At 70.6% G+C, this 13,682-nt stretch carries 10 protein-coding genes; 4 read left to right on the forward strand and 6 right to left on the reverse strand.

Annotated features, from left to right (window positions below; genetic code table 11):
* Positions 1-83 precede the first annotated feature (83 nt).
* Positions 84-2,669, forward strand: a complete 2,586-nt coding sequence (locus tag LZ604_RS00775) for a bifunctional FO biosynthesis protein CofGH (RefSeq protein ID WP_234511338.1) — start codon at positions 84-86, stop codon at positions 2,667-2,669.
* Positions 2,670-2,732: 63 nt separating this feature from the next.
* On the opposite strand, the gene LZ604_RS00780 is transcribed toward LZ604_RS00775, so the two are convergent.
* On the reverse strand, positions 2,733-3,242 hold the full coding sequence (locus LZ604_RS00780; RefSeq protein ID WP_234511340.1) for a DUF2165 domain-containing protein: 510 nt from the start codon (positions 3,240-3,242) through the stop codon (positions 2,733-2,735).
* Positions 3,243-3,396: 154 nt separating this feature from the next.
* Here LZ604_RS00780 and LZ604_RS00785 point away from each other — a divergent pair, with 154 nt between their 5' ends.
* A complete protein-coding gene (locus LZ604_RS00785; RefSeq protein ID WP_234511342.1) occupies positions 3,397-4,512 on the forward strand; it encodes an ADP-ribosylglycohydrolase family protein in 1,116 nt (371 codons plus the stop codon).
* Between the two features lie 53 nt (positions 4,513-4,565).
* Here the strand turns inward: LZ604_RS00785 and LZ604_RS00790 are convergent, their stop codons facing one another.
* On the reverse strand, positions 4,566-6,137 hold the full coding sequence (locus LZ604_RS00790; RefSeq protein ID WP_234511344.1) for a sodium:solute symporter family protein: 1,572 nt from the start codon (positions 6,135-6,137) through the stop codon (positions 4,566-4,568).
* Positions 6,138-6,508: 371 nt separating this feature from the next.
* Positions 6,509-7,294 (reverse strand): SDR family oxidoreductase, encoded by a 786-nt coding sequence (locus tag LZ604_RS00795; protein WP_234511346.1) that lies wholly within the window; start codon positions 7,292-7,294, stop codon positions 6,509-6,511.
* Between the two features lie 79 nt (positions 7,295-7,373).
* Here LZ604_RS00795 and LZ604_RS00800 point away from each other — a divergent pair, with 79 nt between their 5' ends.
* The gene (locus LZ604_RS00800; RefSeq protein WP_234511348.1) at positions 7,374-8,213 is read left to right on the forward strand and encodes a hypothetical protein; all 840 of its coding nucleotides are present in this window, start codon (positions 7,374-7,376) and stop codon (positions 8,211-8,213) included.
* Positions 8,214-8,321: 108 nt separating this feature from the next.
* Here the strand turns inward: LZ604_RS00800 and LZ604_RS00805 are convergent, their stop codons facing one another.
* From LZ604_RS00805 to LZ604_RS00815, 3 genes are all read right to left on the reverse strand, one after another.
* Positions 8,322-8,510 (reverse strand): DUF397 domain-containing protein, encoded by a 189-nt coding sequence (locus tag LZ604_RS00805; protein ID WP_234511350.1) that lies wholly within the window; start codon positions 8,508-8,510, stop codon positions 8,322-8,324.
* 234 nt (positions 8,511-8,744) lie between these two features.
* On the reverse strand, positions 8,745-9,602 hold the full coding sequence (locus LZ604_RS00810; RefSeq protein ID WP_234511352.1) for a helix-turn-helix domain-containing protein: 858 nt from the start codon (positions 9,600-9,602) through the stop codon (positions 8,745-8,747).
* A gap of 323 nt (positions 9,603-9,925) precedes the next feature.
* Positions 9,926-10,678 carry a GOLPH3/VPS74 family protein gene (locus tag LZ604_RS00815; protein ID WP_234511354.1) on the reverse strand — a complete coding sequence of 251 codons (753 nt, stop codon included), beginning with the start codon at positions 10,676-10,678 and terminating at the stop codon, positions 9,926-9,928.
* A 228-nt stretch (positions 10,679-10,906) separates the two neighbouring features.
* Here LZ604_RS00815 and LZ604_RS00820 point away from each other — a divergent pair, with 228 nt between their 5' ends.
* Positions 10,907-13,543: a serine hydrolase gene (locus LZ604_RS00820; RefSeq protein ID WP_234511357.1), complete on the forward strand. Its 2,637-nt coding sequence runs from the start codon at positions 10,907-10,909 to the stop codon at positions 13,541-13,543.
* The last annotated feature ends 139 nt before the right edge of the window (positions 13,544-13,682 follow it).

Here is a 13,682-nt window from a genome sequence, read left to right on the forward strand (position 1 = left end):
CCGGTGACACCCCGTGACGGCCGCCCGTCCCAAGGGCTTGCATCGGCCTCCTGGGCTGATCACGGCAAACGTATGCTCGGAGGATGACGACTTCCGCGACCTCCGGAACCGGCCCCACCGAGAACTCCCTGCGTCGCGCCCTCAAACGTGCCCGTGAGGGTGTCGCACTCGACGTCACCGAGGCCACGGTGCTGCTCCAGGCCCGCGGCGCGGACCTCGACGACCTCGCCGCGTCCGCCGCCCGGGTCCGGGACGCGGGCCTTCGGGCGGCGGGCCGGCCCGGTGTCATCACGTACTCGAAGAGCGTCTTCATCCCGCTGACCCGCCTGTGCCGGGACAAGTGCCACTACTGCACCTTCGTCACCGTACCGGGCAAGCTGCGCCGGGCCGGGCACGGGATGTTCATGTCCCCGGACGAGGTCCTGGACATCGCGCGCAAGGGCGCGGCCCTGGGCTGCAAAGAGGCCCTGATCACCCTCGGTGACAAGCCGGAGGACCGCTGGCCGGAGGCGCGCGAGTGGCTGGACGCACACGGCTACGACGACACGATCGCCTACGTCCGGGCCGTCTCCATCCGGATCCTGGAGGAGACGGGCCTGCTGCCCCATCTCAACCCGGGCGTCGTGTCGTGGACGGACTTCCAGCGCCTCAAGCCGGTGGCGCCGTCGATGGGGATGATGCTGGAGACGACGGCCCGGCGGCTGTGGTCCGAGCCGGGTGGACCCCACTACGGCTCCCCCGACAAGGAACCCGCGGTGCGTCTGAGGGTCCTTCAGGACGCGGGCCGCTCCTCGGTGCCCTTCACGTCCGGGATCCTGATCGGGATCGGCGAGACGTACGAGGAGCGCGCCGAGTCGCTGTTCGCGCTGCGGAAGGTGGCGCGGACGTATCACGGCATCCAGGAGCTGATCATCCAGAACTTCCGCGCCAAGCCGGACACGGCGATGCGCGGGATGCCGGACGCGGAACTCGACGAACTGGTCGCGACGGTGGCGGTGGCGCGGCACATCATGGGGCCGAGCGCCTGCCTCCAGGCACCGCCGAACCTGGTGGACGGCGAGTACGAGCGGCTCATCGGCGCCGGTATCGACGACTGGGGCGGGGTGTCCCCGCTGACCGTCGACCATGTGAACCCGGAGCGGCCGTGGCCGCAGATCGAGCAGCTGAGGGAACGGTCCGCGGCGGCCGGCTTCGCGCTGCGTGAACGCCTCTGTGTCTACCCGGAGTTCGTGCGGCGCGGGGAGCCGTGGCTGGATCCGCGGCTGCGCCCGCACGTGGACGCCCTCGCCGACCCGGAGACGGGCCTGGCCCGGGAGGACGCGGTGGTCGAGGGGCACCCGTGGCAGGAGCCGGAGGAGGTGTTCACCTCCGCCGGGCGCACCGATCTGCACCGCACGATCGACACCGACGGCCGCACGGGCGACCGGCGCGACGACTTCGACGAGGTGTACGGCGACTGGGAGGTGCTGCGGGAGGCGGCCGCGCCGGGCATGGCACCGGAGCGCATCGACGCGGACGTACGGGCGGCGCTGCGCACGGCGGCGGACGACCCCACGCGGCTGACGGACGCCGAGGCGCTGGCCCTGCTGCACGCGGACGGCCCCGCCCTGGACGCGCTGTGCCGCACCGCGGACGAGGTGCGGAAGTCCGCGGTGGGCGACGACGTCACCTACATCGTCACCCGGAACATCAACTTCACGAACGTCTGCTACACCGGCTGCCGCTTCTGCGCGTTCGCCCAGCGCCGTACGGACGCCGACGCCTACACGCTGTCGCTGGAGCAGGTCGCGGACCGGGCTCAACAGGCCTGGGACGTGGGTGCGGTGGAGGTGTGCATGCAGGGCGGCATCCACCCCGACCTGCCGGGAACGGCGTACTTCGACATCGCCAAGGCGGTGAAGTCCCGGGTCCCCGGCATGCATGTGCACGCCTTCTCCCCGATGGAGGTGGTGAACGGCGCCACCCGCACCGGTCTGTCGATCCGCGAATGGCTGACGGCGGCGAAGGAGGCCGGGCTCGACACGATCCCCGGCACGGCGGCGGAGATCCTGGACGACGAGGTCCGCTGGGTCCTCACCAAGGGCAAACTGCCGACGGCGACGTGGATCGAGGTCGTCACGACGGCCCACGAACTGGGCATCCGCTCCTCCTCGACGATGATGTACGGCCATGTCGACCAGCCCCGCCACTGGCTCGGCCATCTCCGCACCCTCTCCCGCGTCCAGCAGCGGACGGGCGGCTTCACGGAGTTCGTCACCCTCCCCTTCATCCACACCAACGCGCCCGTCTATCTGGCGGGCATCGCCCGCCCGGGCCCGACGATGCGGGACAACCGGGCGGTGACGGCGATGGCGAGGCTGTTGCTCCACCCCCATATCCCCAACATCCAGACAAGCTGGGTGAAGCTGGGCACGGAGGGCGCCGCGGAGATGCTCCGCTCCGGCGCCAACGACCTGGGCGGAACCCTGATGGAGGAGACCATCTCCCGGATGGCGGGCTCCTCGTACGGCTCGTACAAGTCGGTGGGGGAGCTGGTCGCTGTGGCGCAGGCGGCGGGCCGCCCGGCGAAGCCCCGCACCACGCTCTACGGCGAAGTGCCGGAGGAGCGACAGCGTGCGGCGGCGGCGTCGGACGGCCATCTGCCGGAGCTGCTGCCGGTCCTGGAGTGACGACCACCGGCGGCGTGCCGAGGGGACGGGCACACGCGGGATCGACGGGATGTCCCGGAGGGATCAGCTGTCCTCCGGGGCCGCCCCCCGCAGATGGGTCACCAGCAGGACCACTCCGGTGAGGACGATGACCCGGGTGGCCGCGTCCAGGCCGTTCCATGTCTTGGACTGCCACATCGCGAACCACTCCCCGCCTATCGCGACGAAGCCCGCGCCGAACAGCAGCAGGAGCATCGACAGGCCGACGGTGGAGAGCTGCCGGGCGCGCGGGTGGCGCCGGGCCCACAGCCAGGTCGCGGCGATCAGGACCAGGGCTGCCAGTGCCTCCCAGGCGATGATCGCGACATAGGCGGAGTCCTGCACCGTTTGGGAGGTGATCGCGCGCCACATCAGGTCGTCGTCCTTGAACGTGGTGTCCATCGCGAGGACATGGCGGACGAACTGCTGATTGGTCCCGAAGTCGGTGATGTTCCCGAACGCGACGAGCGCGATGTACAGGGCGACGGTGCCGACGAGGAGGGTGGCGGCGACGGGGAGGGCGGGCGAGGTGTGGGGGGTTCTGGTTTCGGCCATGGTCCAACTATGGAGAGGGCTTTCGGCGACTCCTAGATCATTTTCGGGCACCGAAGTGTGGTGTGCATGACCCTCCGCCGCCCCGACCGGCCGTCTCCGTTCGATTACAGTGCTGCGCGTCGGACGTGCGGGCGGTGCCATGAGGAGGCCTGGGGTGGGTGCGACAGCCGGTGCCATCTGGGGCCGCACCGAGCAGCAGGACTTCCGCGGCCGGGTGCGCGGCACGCTGCTCGGGGCGGCAGTCGGTGATGCCCTGGGTGCCCCGGTCGACGGGCTCTCGCTGGAGCAGATCCGGCAGGCGCACGGGCCCGAGGGGCTCGCCGACCTCGCCGCCGGCCCCGCCGGGCGCGGCGCGATCACCCAGCACACCCAGCTCACCCTGTTCTCCGTCGACGGGCTCATCCGCGCCCAGGTCCGCCGTGACACCGGCGCCTGGCATCCGCCGACCGATCTGCACCGGGCGTATCTGCGCTGGGCGGCCACCCAACGGGACTGGGGGCCCGACGAGCGCCGCGCGGAGGACGGCTGGCTGGCCCGCGAGGAGTGGCTGTACGCGCCCCGCTCCCCGGCCCGGGCCTGTCTGCTCGGACTCGGCGACGAGACCATGGGCACGCTGGACGCGCCCAAGAACCCCGGCGAGCAGGGCCCCGAGGCGGCGACCCGCTCCGCGCCGTTCGGGCTGCTCGTCGGCTGGGATCCGCAACTGGTGCTGCAACTCGCGATCGAGTGCGCGGCACAGACGCACGGGCACCCCACCGCGTACTTCGCCGCGGGCGCGTACGCCGTGATCGTGCATGCGCTGGCCCGCGGGGAGACCCTGGACGCGGCCGTGCAGCGGGCGCTCGCACTGCTCGGCCCATGGCCGGGGCACCAGCCGGTCGCGGAGGCGCTGCAGCATGCACTGGGCACCGTACGGCAGGGGATGCCCACGCCCGCCCGGATCGAGGAGCTGGCGGGCCCCGGTACGGCGGAGGGGGTGCTGGCGGTCGCCGTGTACTGCGCGCTCGTGGGGGAGGACGTACGGCACGGGCTGTGCCTCGCCGTGAACCACGGCGGGCCTTCGGGGGCCGCGGGGGCGCTGACGGGCGGGCTGCTGGGGGCCCTGCACGGCGAGACGGCCCTGCCGCCGGCCTGGCTGGCCGAGCTGGAGGGCCGTCCCACGATGCTGGTCCTGGCGGACGACTTCGCCATGGAGATGACGCAGGGTCCCGCGCTCCACGGCCCTACCGGGTCCGCGCCGGCGTGGCTGGCGCGCTATCCCCGGGCGTAGGACCGTCCTTACCGTCACCCGCCATCCCGCCGCCCTGGTGGCGCTCCTTGCCCTCAGGCGCCGGAGGGGCTTGTCGTACCCGGGGCGGGCCGGACGGAACCCGGTGCGGGCAGGGGCGCCGTCGCCCCGTCGCCGTCCGTGTTCACCGACTCGATGATCGCGTCCCGCTCCGGTGTGTCCTCCGGCTTCACCAGGCCGATCAGGACGTACAGCACCAGCGAGATCACCATCGGCAGTGCCACCTGGTACTCCAGCTTCACGTCCGTGCGCTGGGAGAAGTCCGGGTGGTAGTTGACGAAGAAGAACGCCAGCAGGCCGGCGGCCCAGCTGCCGAGCGCCGCCGTCGGGCCGGACCTGCGGAACGGGCGCAGCAGGCCCAGGATGAACGGGATCGCGATCGGGCCCATCAGACCGGCCACCCATTTGATGACCACCGTGATGATGTCCTTGAAGGCGGGGGAGTCGACCTGGGTCGCCACCGCCATCGACAGGCCGAGGAAGGCGACGGTGGTGACCCGGCCCGCGATCAGGCCCGTCCGGCTGTTCCACGCCCGCGCCGCCTTCGAGAGCACCGGCGCCACGTCCCGGGTGAACACGGCCGCGATCGCGTTCGCGTCGGAGGAGCACATGGCCATCGTGTGCGAGAAGAAGCCGACGACCACCAGGCCCAGCAGTCCGTGCGGCAGCAGCTGTTCGGCCATCAGGCCGTAGGCGTCCGAGCCGTCCGGCTTCTCGGCCGTGACGAGGAGCGGTGACAGCCACATGGGGATGAAGAGGACGACCGGCCAGACGAACCACAGGCCCGCCGACAGCAGGGCGGAGCGCGCCGCCTGCCGGGCGCTGCCCGTGGCCATGTAGCGCTGGGCCTGGTTCCACATGCCGCCGTTGTACTCGAAGAGCTTGATGAACAGGTACGCGATGAAGAAGACGGTCAGGTACGGTCCGGCGAACCCGTGCCCGTGACCGTCCAGCTTCGGCGAGTCCAGCGCCCTGGACAGGCCGCCCTGGCCGGAGATCTTGTCGAGGACGATGACCAGCATCGCCAGGCCCGCCAGCAACTGGATGACGAACTGCCCCAGTTCGGTCAGCGCGTCCGCCCACAGACCGCCGATCGTGCAGTACACGGCCGTGATGCCACCGGTGATGACGATGCCCTGGGTGAGCGTGACCCCGGTGAAGACGCTCAGCAGTGTCGCGATCGCGGCCCACTTGGCACCCACGTCCACGATCTTCAGCAGGATGCCGGACCAGGCCAGGGCCTGCTGGGTGGGCAGGTCGTAGCGGTCCTTCAGGTACTCCAGCGGCGAGGCGACGTGCAGCCGGGAGCGCAGCCGGTTCAGCCGTGGCGCGAACAGTTTCGCGCCGATCAGCACGCCGATGGCGATGGGCAGTGCCCAGGTGACGTAGGAGGTGATGCCATAGGTGTAGGCGATGCCGGCGTAGCCCGTGAACATCACCGCGCTGTAGCCCGACATGTGGTGCGAGATGCCCGACAGCCACCACGGCATCCTGCCGCCCGCGGTGAAGAAGTCGCCGACGTCGCCGACCCGTTTGTGGGACCAGACGCCGATCGCCGTCATCACGCCGAAGTACGCGACCAGGACGGCCCAGTCGAGACCGTTCATGTGCCCCCTCCAGGGGTCCGCCTTGTGAACCTGCAGGTACTGGACGGCACTTCGCCAGTACGCGCACACGGGCGGCGCCCCCGTGCGGGAGCGGGGGACTTCGGGGATTGAACCGCCGGCCAGGCGGGCGGTCAAGCCCTTGTCGGGTCATGGATATGAACACAGGTCAGTAAGTAGAACGATTTTGCCGTCTCTTGACTCGTGCGCCGGTTGTCGCGCTCGTGACGCGGACCACACCATGAGCGGGCACTTCGCCAGTCCGGGGACATACGACGGATCGGGCTCACGGGATGCGGGTCCCGTGCCGCCCGGAGGGGAGACGTGGGGCATACGGCTACGCCCCACCGGGCCGAGCGAGGGCCCGGGGGAGTTCAGCGCATCAGTTCGCCCGCGTTCACGAGCAGGGACTGGCCCGTGATCGCCCGCGCCCGGTCGGAGGCCAGGAACACCGCGGCGTCCGCCACATCGCCGTCGGTGGCCAGCTCCGGCAGTGCCATCCGGTCCGTCAGGCGCCGTGTCACCTCCGCCTCCGGTACGCCCTCGGTGTGCGCGGTGAACCGGACGTACGCCTGCACGGGCGGGCCCCACATCCAGCCCGGAAGCACGGTGTTGACCCGGATGCGGTACGGGCCGAGCTCCCGGGCCAGCGAGTACATGGCGCTGGTCAGCGCGCCCTTCGACGCCGCGTAGGCCGCCTGCCGCACCTGGGACGGAGCGGCCACCGACGACTGCGTGCCGACGAAGACCACCGAGCCGCCGCCCTTCTTGAGGCCCGGCAGGCAGGCCCGGGTCATCCGCAGGGTCCCCAGCAGGTTCACGTCGATGACCGAGTGCCAGGTGGCGAAGTCCGCGTCCTGGAGTCCGCCGAAGTGGCTGTCCCATGCGGCGACATGGACCACCGCGTCGATCCGGCCGAACCGTTCCAGTGCCAGCGCCGCGAGGCCCTCGCACTGTGCCTCGTCGGTGATGTCCGTCGTCCGGTGGGCCGTGTGCGCGCCGTCCGGATCGAGCGCGGCGGCGGTCCTGGCGAGGTACTCCTCCGTACGGGCGCCGAGCACCGCGTTGCCGCCGTCGCGGACCACGGCCGCGGCGACCTGGTGGCCGAGCCCGGCACCGACCCCCGACACCACGACGGTCTTGCCCTGGAGCAGTGACATCGGGCCCTCCCGGATATGGCGCATTTCCTGACGGAGCGTCAGAGTAGGGGCGTCCTGCGGAGGAGGGAAGGGGAAGGCGATGGGTGAGGACACACACAGCGCGGTGTACGCGGAACTGGCCGCCCTGGGGCCCTACGGCGTCCGCCCGGGCCATGCACTGATCACCATGGTGGAGCCGCACCCCGGACACGAATATGCATACAACCGCTGGTACGAGGACGACCACTACTACGCCGGTGCGATGGCCATGCCCTGGATGTTCGCCGGCCGCCGCTGGGTCGCCACCCGGGACCTGCAACTACTGCGGTATCCCGAGAAGTCGGCGGTGGCGCAGCCGGTCACCGCGGGCTGCTATCTCTCCACGTACTGGATCACGGACGGCCGCTACGACGACCACATGCGCTGGACGGTCGCCATCAACAAGCGCCTCAACCGCGACGCGCGCGTGTACCGGGACCGCACCCACGTCTTCACGGCCTTCCAGGACCACGAGGCCACGGTGTACCGGGACGGCGCGGCGGGCCCGCGTGACGTCCATGCCCTGGACCACCCGTACGCGGGCCTGGTCCTGCAGGTCGTCGACGCGGAGGGGCCGCAGCAGCGCGCCGAGCTGCTGGCCTGGCTCCGGGACCGTCACCTCCCAGGACGCCTCGCGGGCTCGCCCTCGGCCATGGTCGTGCTGTTCCGCCCGACCCCGCTGCCCGGTGACCGGATGACGTACGTGAAGCAGGTGGAGGGTGTGGACACCCGCCTGACCCTGCTCTGGTTCCTGGAGAAGGACCCGAGGCACTGCTGGGAGCCCCACTTCACAGGTCTGGACGGGGCGGTGGCGGAAGCGGGGCTGGGGAGGGTGGAACTGGTGGCGCCGTTCGTTCCCACGGTGCCGGGGACGGACCGGTACGTGAGCGACCTCCGCTGAGTCCCGCGGCGCCCACCCCTGGAGAAAAGGGACGTGCCCCCTCGGCCGGGACGGCGGACCAGTCGAGAGGGCCTTGTCGTGCTGTCTGTGGAGTTGTGGTGGTCGGTGCTACTTGATCGACGTCACGAAGGCGTTCCAGGCGTCGGCCGGGAAAGCCAGGACGGGCCCCTCGGGAACCTTGGAATCGCGCACGGCGAGCGCCGCCGCCTTGGGCGATTTGACCTCGACGCAGGCGCCGTTGCCCGTCGAATACGACGACTTGGTCCACGTTTCCGTGGCCCCCTGAAGAACGGCCATGTTCACTCCGGTAGCGAGTTGCTGAGTTGCTGCCCTCGCACCGCGAGCCATGTCGGCCCCGCGGTGCGAATCGCGCCAACTTGTTTGGCTGATGGCGTGATCGAAGCTACTCGGCAACCTGCTGGGCCGTAGGGGCCATTCACTCGACCGGATGGCATATTCCAGCCGGGTCTTCCGCCTAAAGGTTTCGCTGGTGTAAGATCCGCGGCCCTCTTACGCGAAGTCCGAGAGACCTTACTGAGCGTAGTCCTTGGCCGCGTCCGCGATGAACCGGCGGGACTCCTCCACGCTGAGCGCCTGAGCCCGCAGATGCTCGTACATCACGGCGTACTTCTGCACGTCGTGGGCCTTTTCCAGGTACAGGTCACTCGTGACGCCCTCGAGGTACACCACGCTGGAGTCGGCCGCGTCGGCGAACTCCAGGATCGCGTACTGGCCGTTGAGGCCGGGATGGGCACCCGCCCTGAACGGCAGGACCTGCACCGTGACGTGCGGAAGCTGGGACATCTCGCAGAGGTGCTCCAACTGCTCGCGCATCACATGGTTGTCGCCCACGGCCCGGCGGAGCGCGGCCTCGTCCAGCACCACCCACAGACGCAGCGGGTTGTGTTCGGCGGCGATGCGTTCCTGGCGCCGCAACCGCACCTGTACGCGCTTTTCGATGTCCGCGGCGGACGTCTCGGGCAGCGCGCCCTGGATGAGAGCCTCGGCGTAGGAGTGGGTCTGCAACAGGCCGGTGATGACCTGCGGTTCATAGACGCGCAGCGACTCCGCGTCCGTCTCCAGGCCGATGTACACGCTGTACGGGATGTCCCCGAACGCGTGCCACCATCCTTGCTGCCGGGAGTCGCGCGCCATCTCCATCAGCGAGTCGACGACGCGCTGATCCTCGACCTCGTAGACTCCGCACAGATCGCGGACATCGCGCTGGCTGATGCTGCGGCGGCCGTTCTCCAGCCGGCTGATCTTCGACTGGGAGACCAGCAGCCGTTCGGCGACCTCTTCGGCGGTCATGCCCTTGAGTTCACGGAGCCGGCGCAGCTCCTGGCCCAGTCGACGCCGCCGGACGGTGGGATTGACATTCGACGCCACGGACGTGCACCTCCGGCTGCCTGCCTCTACTTTGCGTATCTGCTGCTGAGCAGATTGCCACCAAGGTGCTTTCTACCGCTGGAAAACGGCGGATATGCGTCGTGGGCGCGCCGCTTGGCCGAACGGCGCTCGCATGTGGCCGCGCGGGGCGGTGAGTGTGCCGTCCTGTGGACGTCCGTCTCATCGCCCCGCGCGGGCCGGCGGCTCCCGAACCGGGCCTCGGGGCGGCGCGGATGCGCCGGGTCGTGCGGTTCCGGCCGTACCGGTGCCGCCGGTTCGGCCGGTTGTCGCGCCGCGGTCGTGCCGGGCCGCGGTACTGCGGCTCAGTGGGCCACGACGCGTGCCATGGATCCACGGCGCGGCTGCATGGGAACACCGCGGGCGGGTTCCGGCGCGGGCCTGGCCGCGGTGGCCTGGCGGCCTGCCTGGGCCGGGCTGCGGCGCGGTTGAGCGGCCGCACCGTTCTGGACGTCCATCACGGCGTGCGCCACGAGACCGCCCATGGGGTCGTGCCTGATCAGATCCCGCAGCCGGGAGCGGGACGAGCGTCCCTCGTTGCCCGGATACAGATGCTTGCCGAGACCGACCGCATGGGCCAGCGCGGCGAGCGCCGCGGTCCGCGGGTCCGGCGGAACGCCGGTGCGGATCGCGGAATCCAGCCGGGCCTTGATCTCCCGGCTGATGGCCGTGTCCGTCGCCTGGTAGCGCGTCGTCGGCAACACCCCGCACATCTGGCCCGGCACGGCCTGGACCATGCCGCACCGCTCCAGATGCGAAAGGTAGGTCTGGCGCAGCCCGAGACGCGGCCCGCCGATCCAGTGGACGGCCCGTACCGGAGCGCCACGCCTGCGCAGCAACTCCAACGCACAGTCCAGAGTCGGATCTCCAGTCGGCCGTGGTACCACCACGGCGATACGATCCCCGTCCGGGGCTATCCGTCCGGCCAGCGCCAGCTCCACTAGCTGTGCTCCGGCCAGACCAAGGTCGAGCGACTGCGGCTGTGCAGTGGTACCCGTGGTCGGGTCCAGTGCCAGCAGCAGAAGCTCTTCCGGAATCGTTCTGCGGCTCCTGCCCATCCATGCCTCCCCGCGTGGATGAATGACAGGGTGACCCCTCTCACATTGGTCTGTCGAGGGTGCGTGACCGGAATGTAGTGGAACCGGTAGGTATGTCGTTCTCGTCTAGCCCAGGGGTCAATCCCTCACACAGGACACTGGTACATGGTTCGGGCAGCGGCGTCCGGGCGGCGGTTCATGGTTGGGCGAGGCGCGCGAGTGGGTGCGTGGCGCAAGGAGGAGGCATCGGTGGCGGGCGAGTCCCCCGACAGGTCGAAGCAGCACGCGTCGTCAGCGGAGGCGACGTCGGGGAGTGGGGCTGCGGTTCCGGGGCCGGCGGCGGGCGACCGCGACCCCCGGCTTGCGGTGGCCGGCGAGAAGGCGCGGGTCGACCAGGCGACGGCGGTGTTGTCCACGCGTGAACTGCGGGGCTCCGCCGGCACGGCCGTGGACGAGGACGGTTCCACCGGCTCCAAGGGGTCCACCACCGGCGGTGGTGCGCGGCAGCAGGCGTCGCTGGCGTCCTGGGTGCGGAGCGCGGACGAGGCCGGGGCCGGAGCGGAGGACACGTCGGAGGCGGAGACCGGATCCGAGGAAGCCGCCGACGGCGCTGAGGACCGGGCCGCCGGGGCCGGCGAGGGCGCGGAGACCGAGGCGGGGGAGACGGAGGACCGGTCCGGCGAGGAGGGGGCTGCCGAGGCGGAGTCCGCCGACGAGGAGTCCGCCGACGAGGAGTCCGCCGACGAGGAGTCCGCTGAGGCGGAGTCCGACGGCGCGGTGGACGCGGGTGGCGAGGAAGCCGCCGACGGCTCCGAGGAGGAGGGCGCGGCAACCTCGGAGAACGGGAACGCGCCTGACGGCTCCTCCGATGCCGATGCCGATGCCGATGCCGATGCCGATGTCGATGTCGATGCCGACGCGGGTGCCGACGCGGAGGGCGCGGGGGGTGCGGAGGACGCGCAGGACGCGCAGGACGCGGAGACCGTAGAGGCCGCTGATGCCGATGCCGAGGGCGACTCCGAGGGTGACGCGGGTTCCAAGCCGCCCGTGGACCAGCCCACGACCATGCTCAAGCTCGGCGACGCCAAGTCGGCCAAGAAGTCGGAGAAGCCGGAGAAGCCGGAGAAATCCGAGGAGTCCGGTAAGGCCGTCGATCAGCCCACCACCATGCTCAAGCTCGGTGGCGGCACCAAGTCGCAGGAGTCGTCGGACTCATCGGGAAAGCCGGAAGAGTCCGAAAAGTTCGAAAAGTCGGAGAAGCAGCCGAAGGGGCAGCCGGAGAAGCCGGCTCCCTCATGGGCGGCCAAGTCCTCCGCAGCGACATCCGGTAAGTCCGGTGAGTCCGGTAAGTCCGACAAGCCCGAGTCCTCTGCCGCAGCCCCGGACGGCAAGTCCGCGTCGCGCGCCGAGACCGACGCCGAGCGCACCAGCAAGTTCGTAGCGCTGAAGCCGCTGGACGAGCCCAGGTCCCCGCAGCCGAAGGTTCCGCAGCCCAAGACCGCGCAGCCCGAGCCCGGGCAGGCCAAGCCCGCCGACGCGACCGCCGCGCTGCCCCGGGTCGGCCCCGAGCGCACCACCCAGCAGCCGCTGCCGCCGAAACCCCCGCTGGACCTGCTCGCCGAGCTGACCAACACTCCGCCACCGCCGGAGACTCCGGTGCGCACCGTCCTGCGGCGGATCAAGATCTGGACCCCGCTCGTCGTGCTGCTCGTGATCATCTTTGCGATCGTGCAGGCGGTCCGTCCGCTGCCGACCCCGACCCTCGGGCTGAGTGCCGAGGAGACGTACACCTTCGGCGGCGGCAAGCTCGACCTGCCCTGGCCGGGGCAGGGGCAGTCGGCCATCGAGGTCGAGGGTGTGGGCATGGTCGGCAGCGAGGGTGCGCAGACCCCGCGGCCGATCGCGAGCGTCACCAAGATCATGACGGCGTACGTCACCCTTCAGGAGCACCCGCTCAAGGGGAACGACGGCGGCCCGCAGATCACCGTGGACCAGCAGGCCGAGGACGAGTCCAAGAACGAGGACGAGTCGACGGCGGCCGTGAAGAAGGGCCAGAAGTTCACCGAGCGGCAGATGCTGCAGATGCTGATGATCCCCTCGGGGAACAACGCGGCGCGCCTGCTCGCCCGCTGGGACTCGGACCCCAGGACCTTCGTCGGCAAGATGAACGCCGCCGCGAAGCAGCTCGGCATGACGCACACCACGTACACGGACCCGAGCGGCCTGGACAAGTCGACGGTGAGCACCGCCGTCGACCAGCTGAAGCTGGCGAAGAAGGTGATGCAGGACCCGGTGTTCCGCAGCATCGTCGGCATGGCCAAGGCGGACATCCCCGGCCTCACCGGGCCGATCTACAACAACAACGACCTGCTGGTGAAGCAGGTCGGCGTGATCGGTCTGAAGACGGGTTCGTCGACCCCGGCCGGCGGCAACCTGGTGTGGGCGGCCACGAAGGTCGTCGACGGCAAGACGCAGACGATCTACGGCGCGGTCCTCAACCAGGACGCCCGCACCGGCCGGGTCTGGGACAGCCTCCAGCTGGCGATCACCAACAGCCAGAAGCTGATCGACAAGGTCCAGCAGAGCCTGACCACCGCGACGGTGGTGAAGAAGGGCGAGGTCGTCGGGTATGTGGACGACCAGCTGGGCGGCAGGACGCCGGTGGTCGCCACGCGGAACATGAAGGCGGTCGGCTGGCCGGGCCTGCGGACCGCCCTCTCCATCGGGGGCGACGGCAAGGCGGTCCCGCACGAGGCGAAGGCCGGCACGGTCGTCGGCAAGCTGACGGTCGGTGACGGTTCCAGCCATGCGGTGACGATTCCGGTCGCCCTGCAGAAGGACCTCGCCGAGCCGGGTTACGGGGCGAAGTTCACCCGGCTGGGCTGAGCCGCCGTAGAGCCCGCCCGCAGGCACGACGTGACGCACCCCGTCGGCGGCCCCCACCCGGGAGCCCGTCGGCGGGGTGCGTGCTAGCGTCGCGAGACCGGGACAGGCCGAGCCTCGACGCCTGGCCCGGGACGGACTT

It is taken from the genome of Streptomyces glomeratus (assembly GCF_021462825.1).
In the GTDB taxonomy this organism is placed as follows: Bacteria; Actinomycetota; Actinomycetes; order Streptomycetales; family Streptomycetaceae; genus Streptomyces; species Streptomyces glomeratus.

Bases quoted from the DNA above. Each gene is read 5' to 3' on its own strand.
- LZ604_RS00775 (WP_234511338.1), top strand. From the start codon at position 84: ATGACGACTTCCGCGACCTCCGGAACCGGCCCCACCGAGAACTCCCTG.
- LZ604_RS00780 (WP_234511340.1), bottom strand. From the start codon at position 3,242: ATGGCCGAAACCAGAACCCCCCACACCTCGCCCGCCCTCCCCGTCGCC.
- LZ604_RS00790 (WP_234511344.1), bottom strand. From the start codon at position 6,137: ATGAACGGTCTCGACTGGGCCGTCCTGGTCGCGTACTTCGGCGTGATG.
- LZ604_RS00795 (WP_234511346.1), bottom strand. From the start codon at position 7,294: ATGTCACTGCTCCAGGGCAAGACCGTCGTGGTGTCGGGGGTCGGTGCC.
- LZ604_RS00800 (WP_234511348.1), top strand. From the start codon at position 7,374: ATGGGTGAGGACACACACAGCGCGGTGTACGCGGAACTGGCCGCCCTG.
- LZ604_RS00805 (WP_234511350.1), bottom strand. From the start codon at position 8,510: ATGGCCGTTCTTCAGGGGGCCACGGAAACGTGGACCAAGTCGTCGTAT.
- LZ604_RS00815 (WP_234511354.1), bottom strand. From the start codon at position 10,678: ATGGGCAGGAGCCGCAGAACGATTCCGGAAGAGCTTCTGCTGCTGGCA.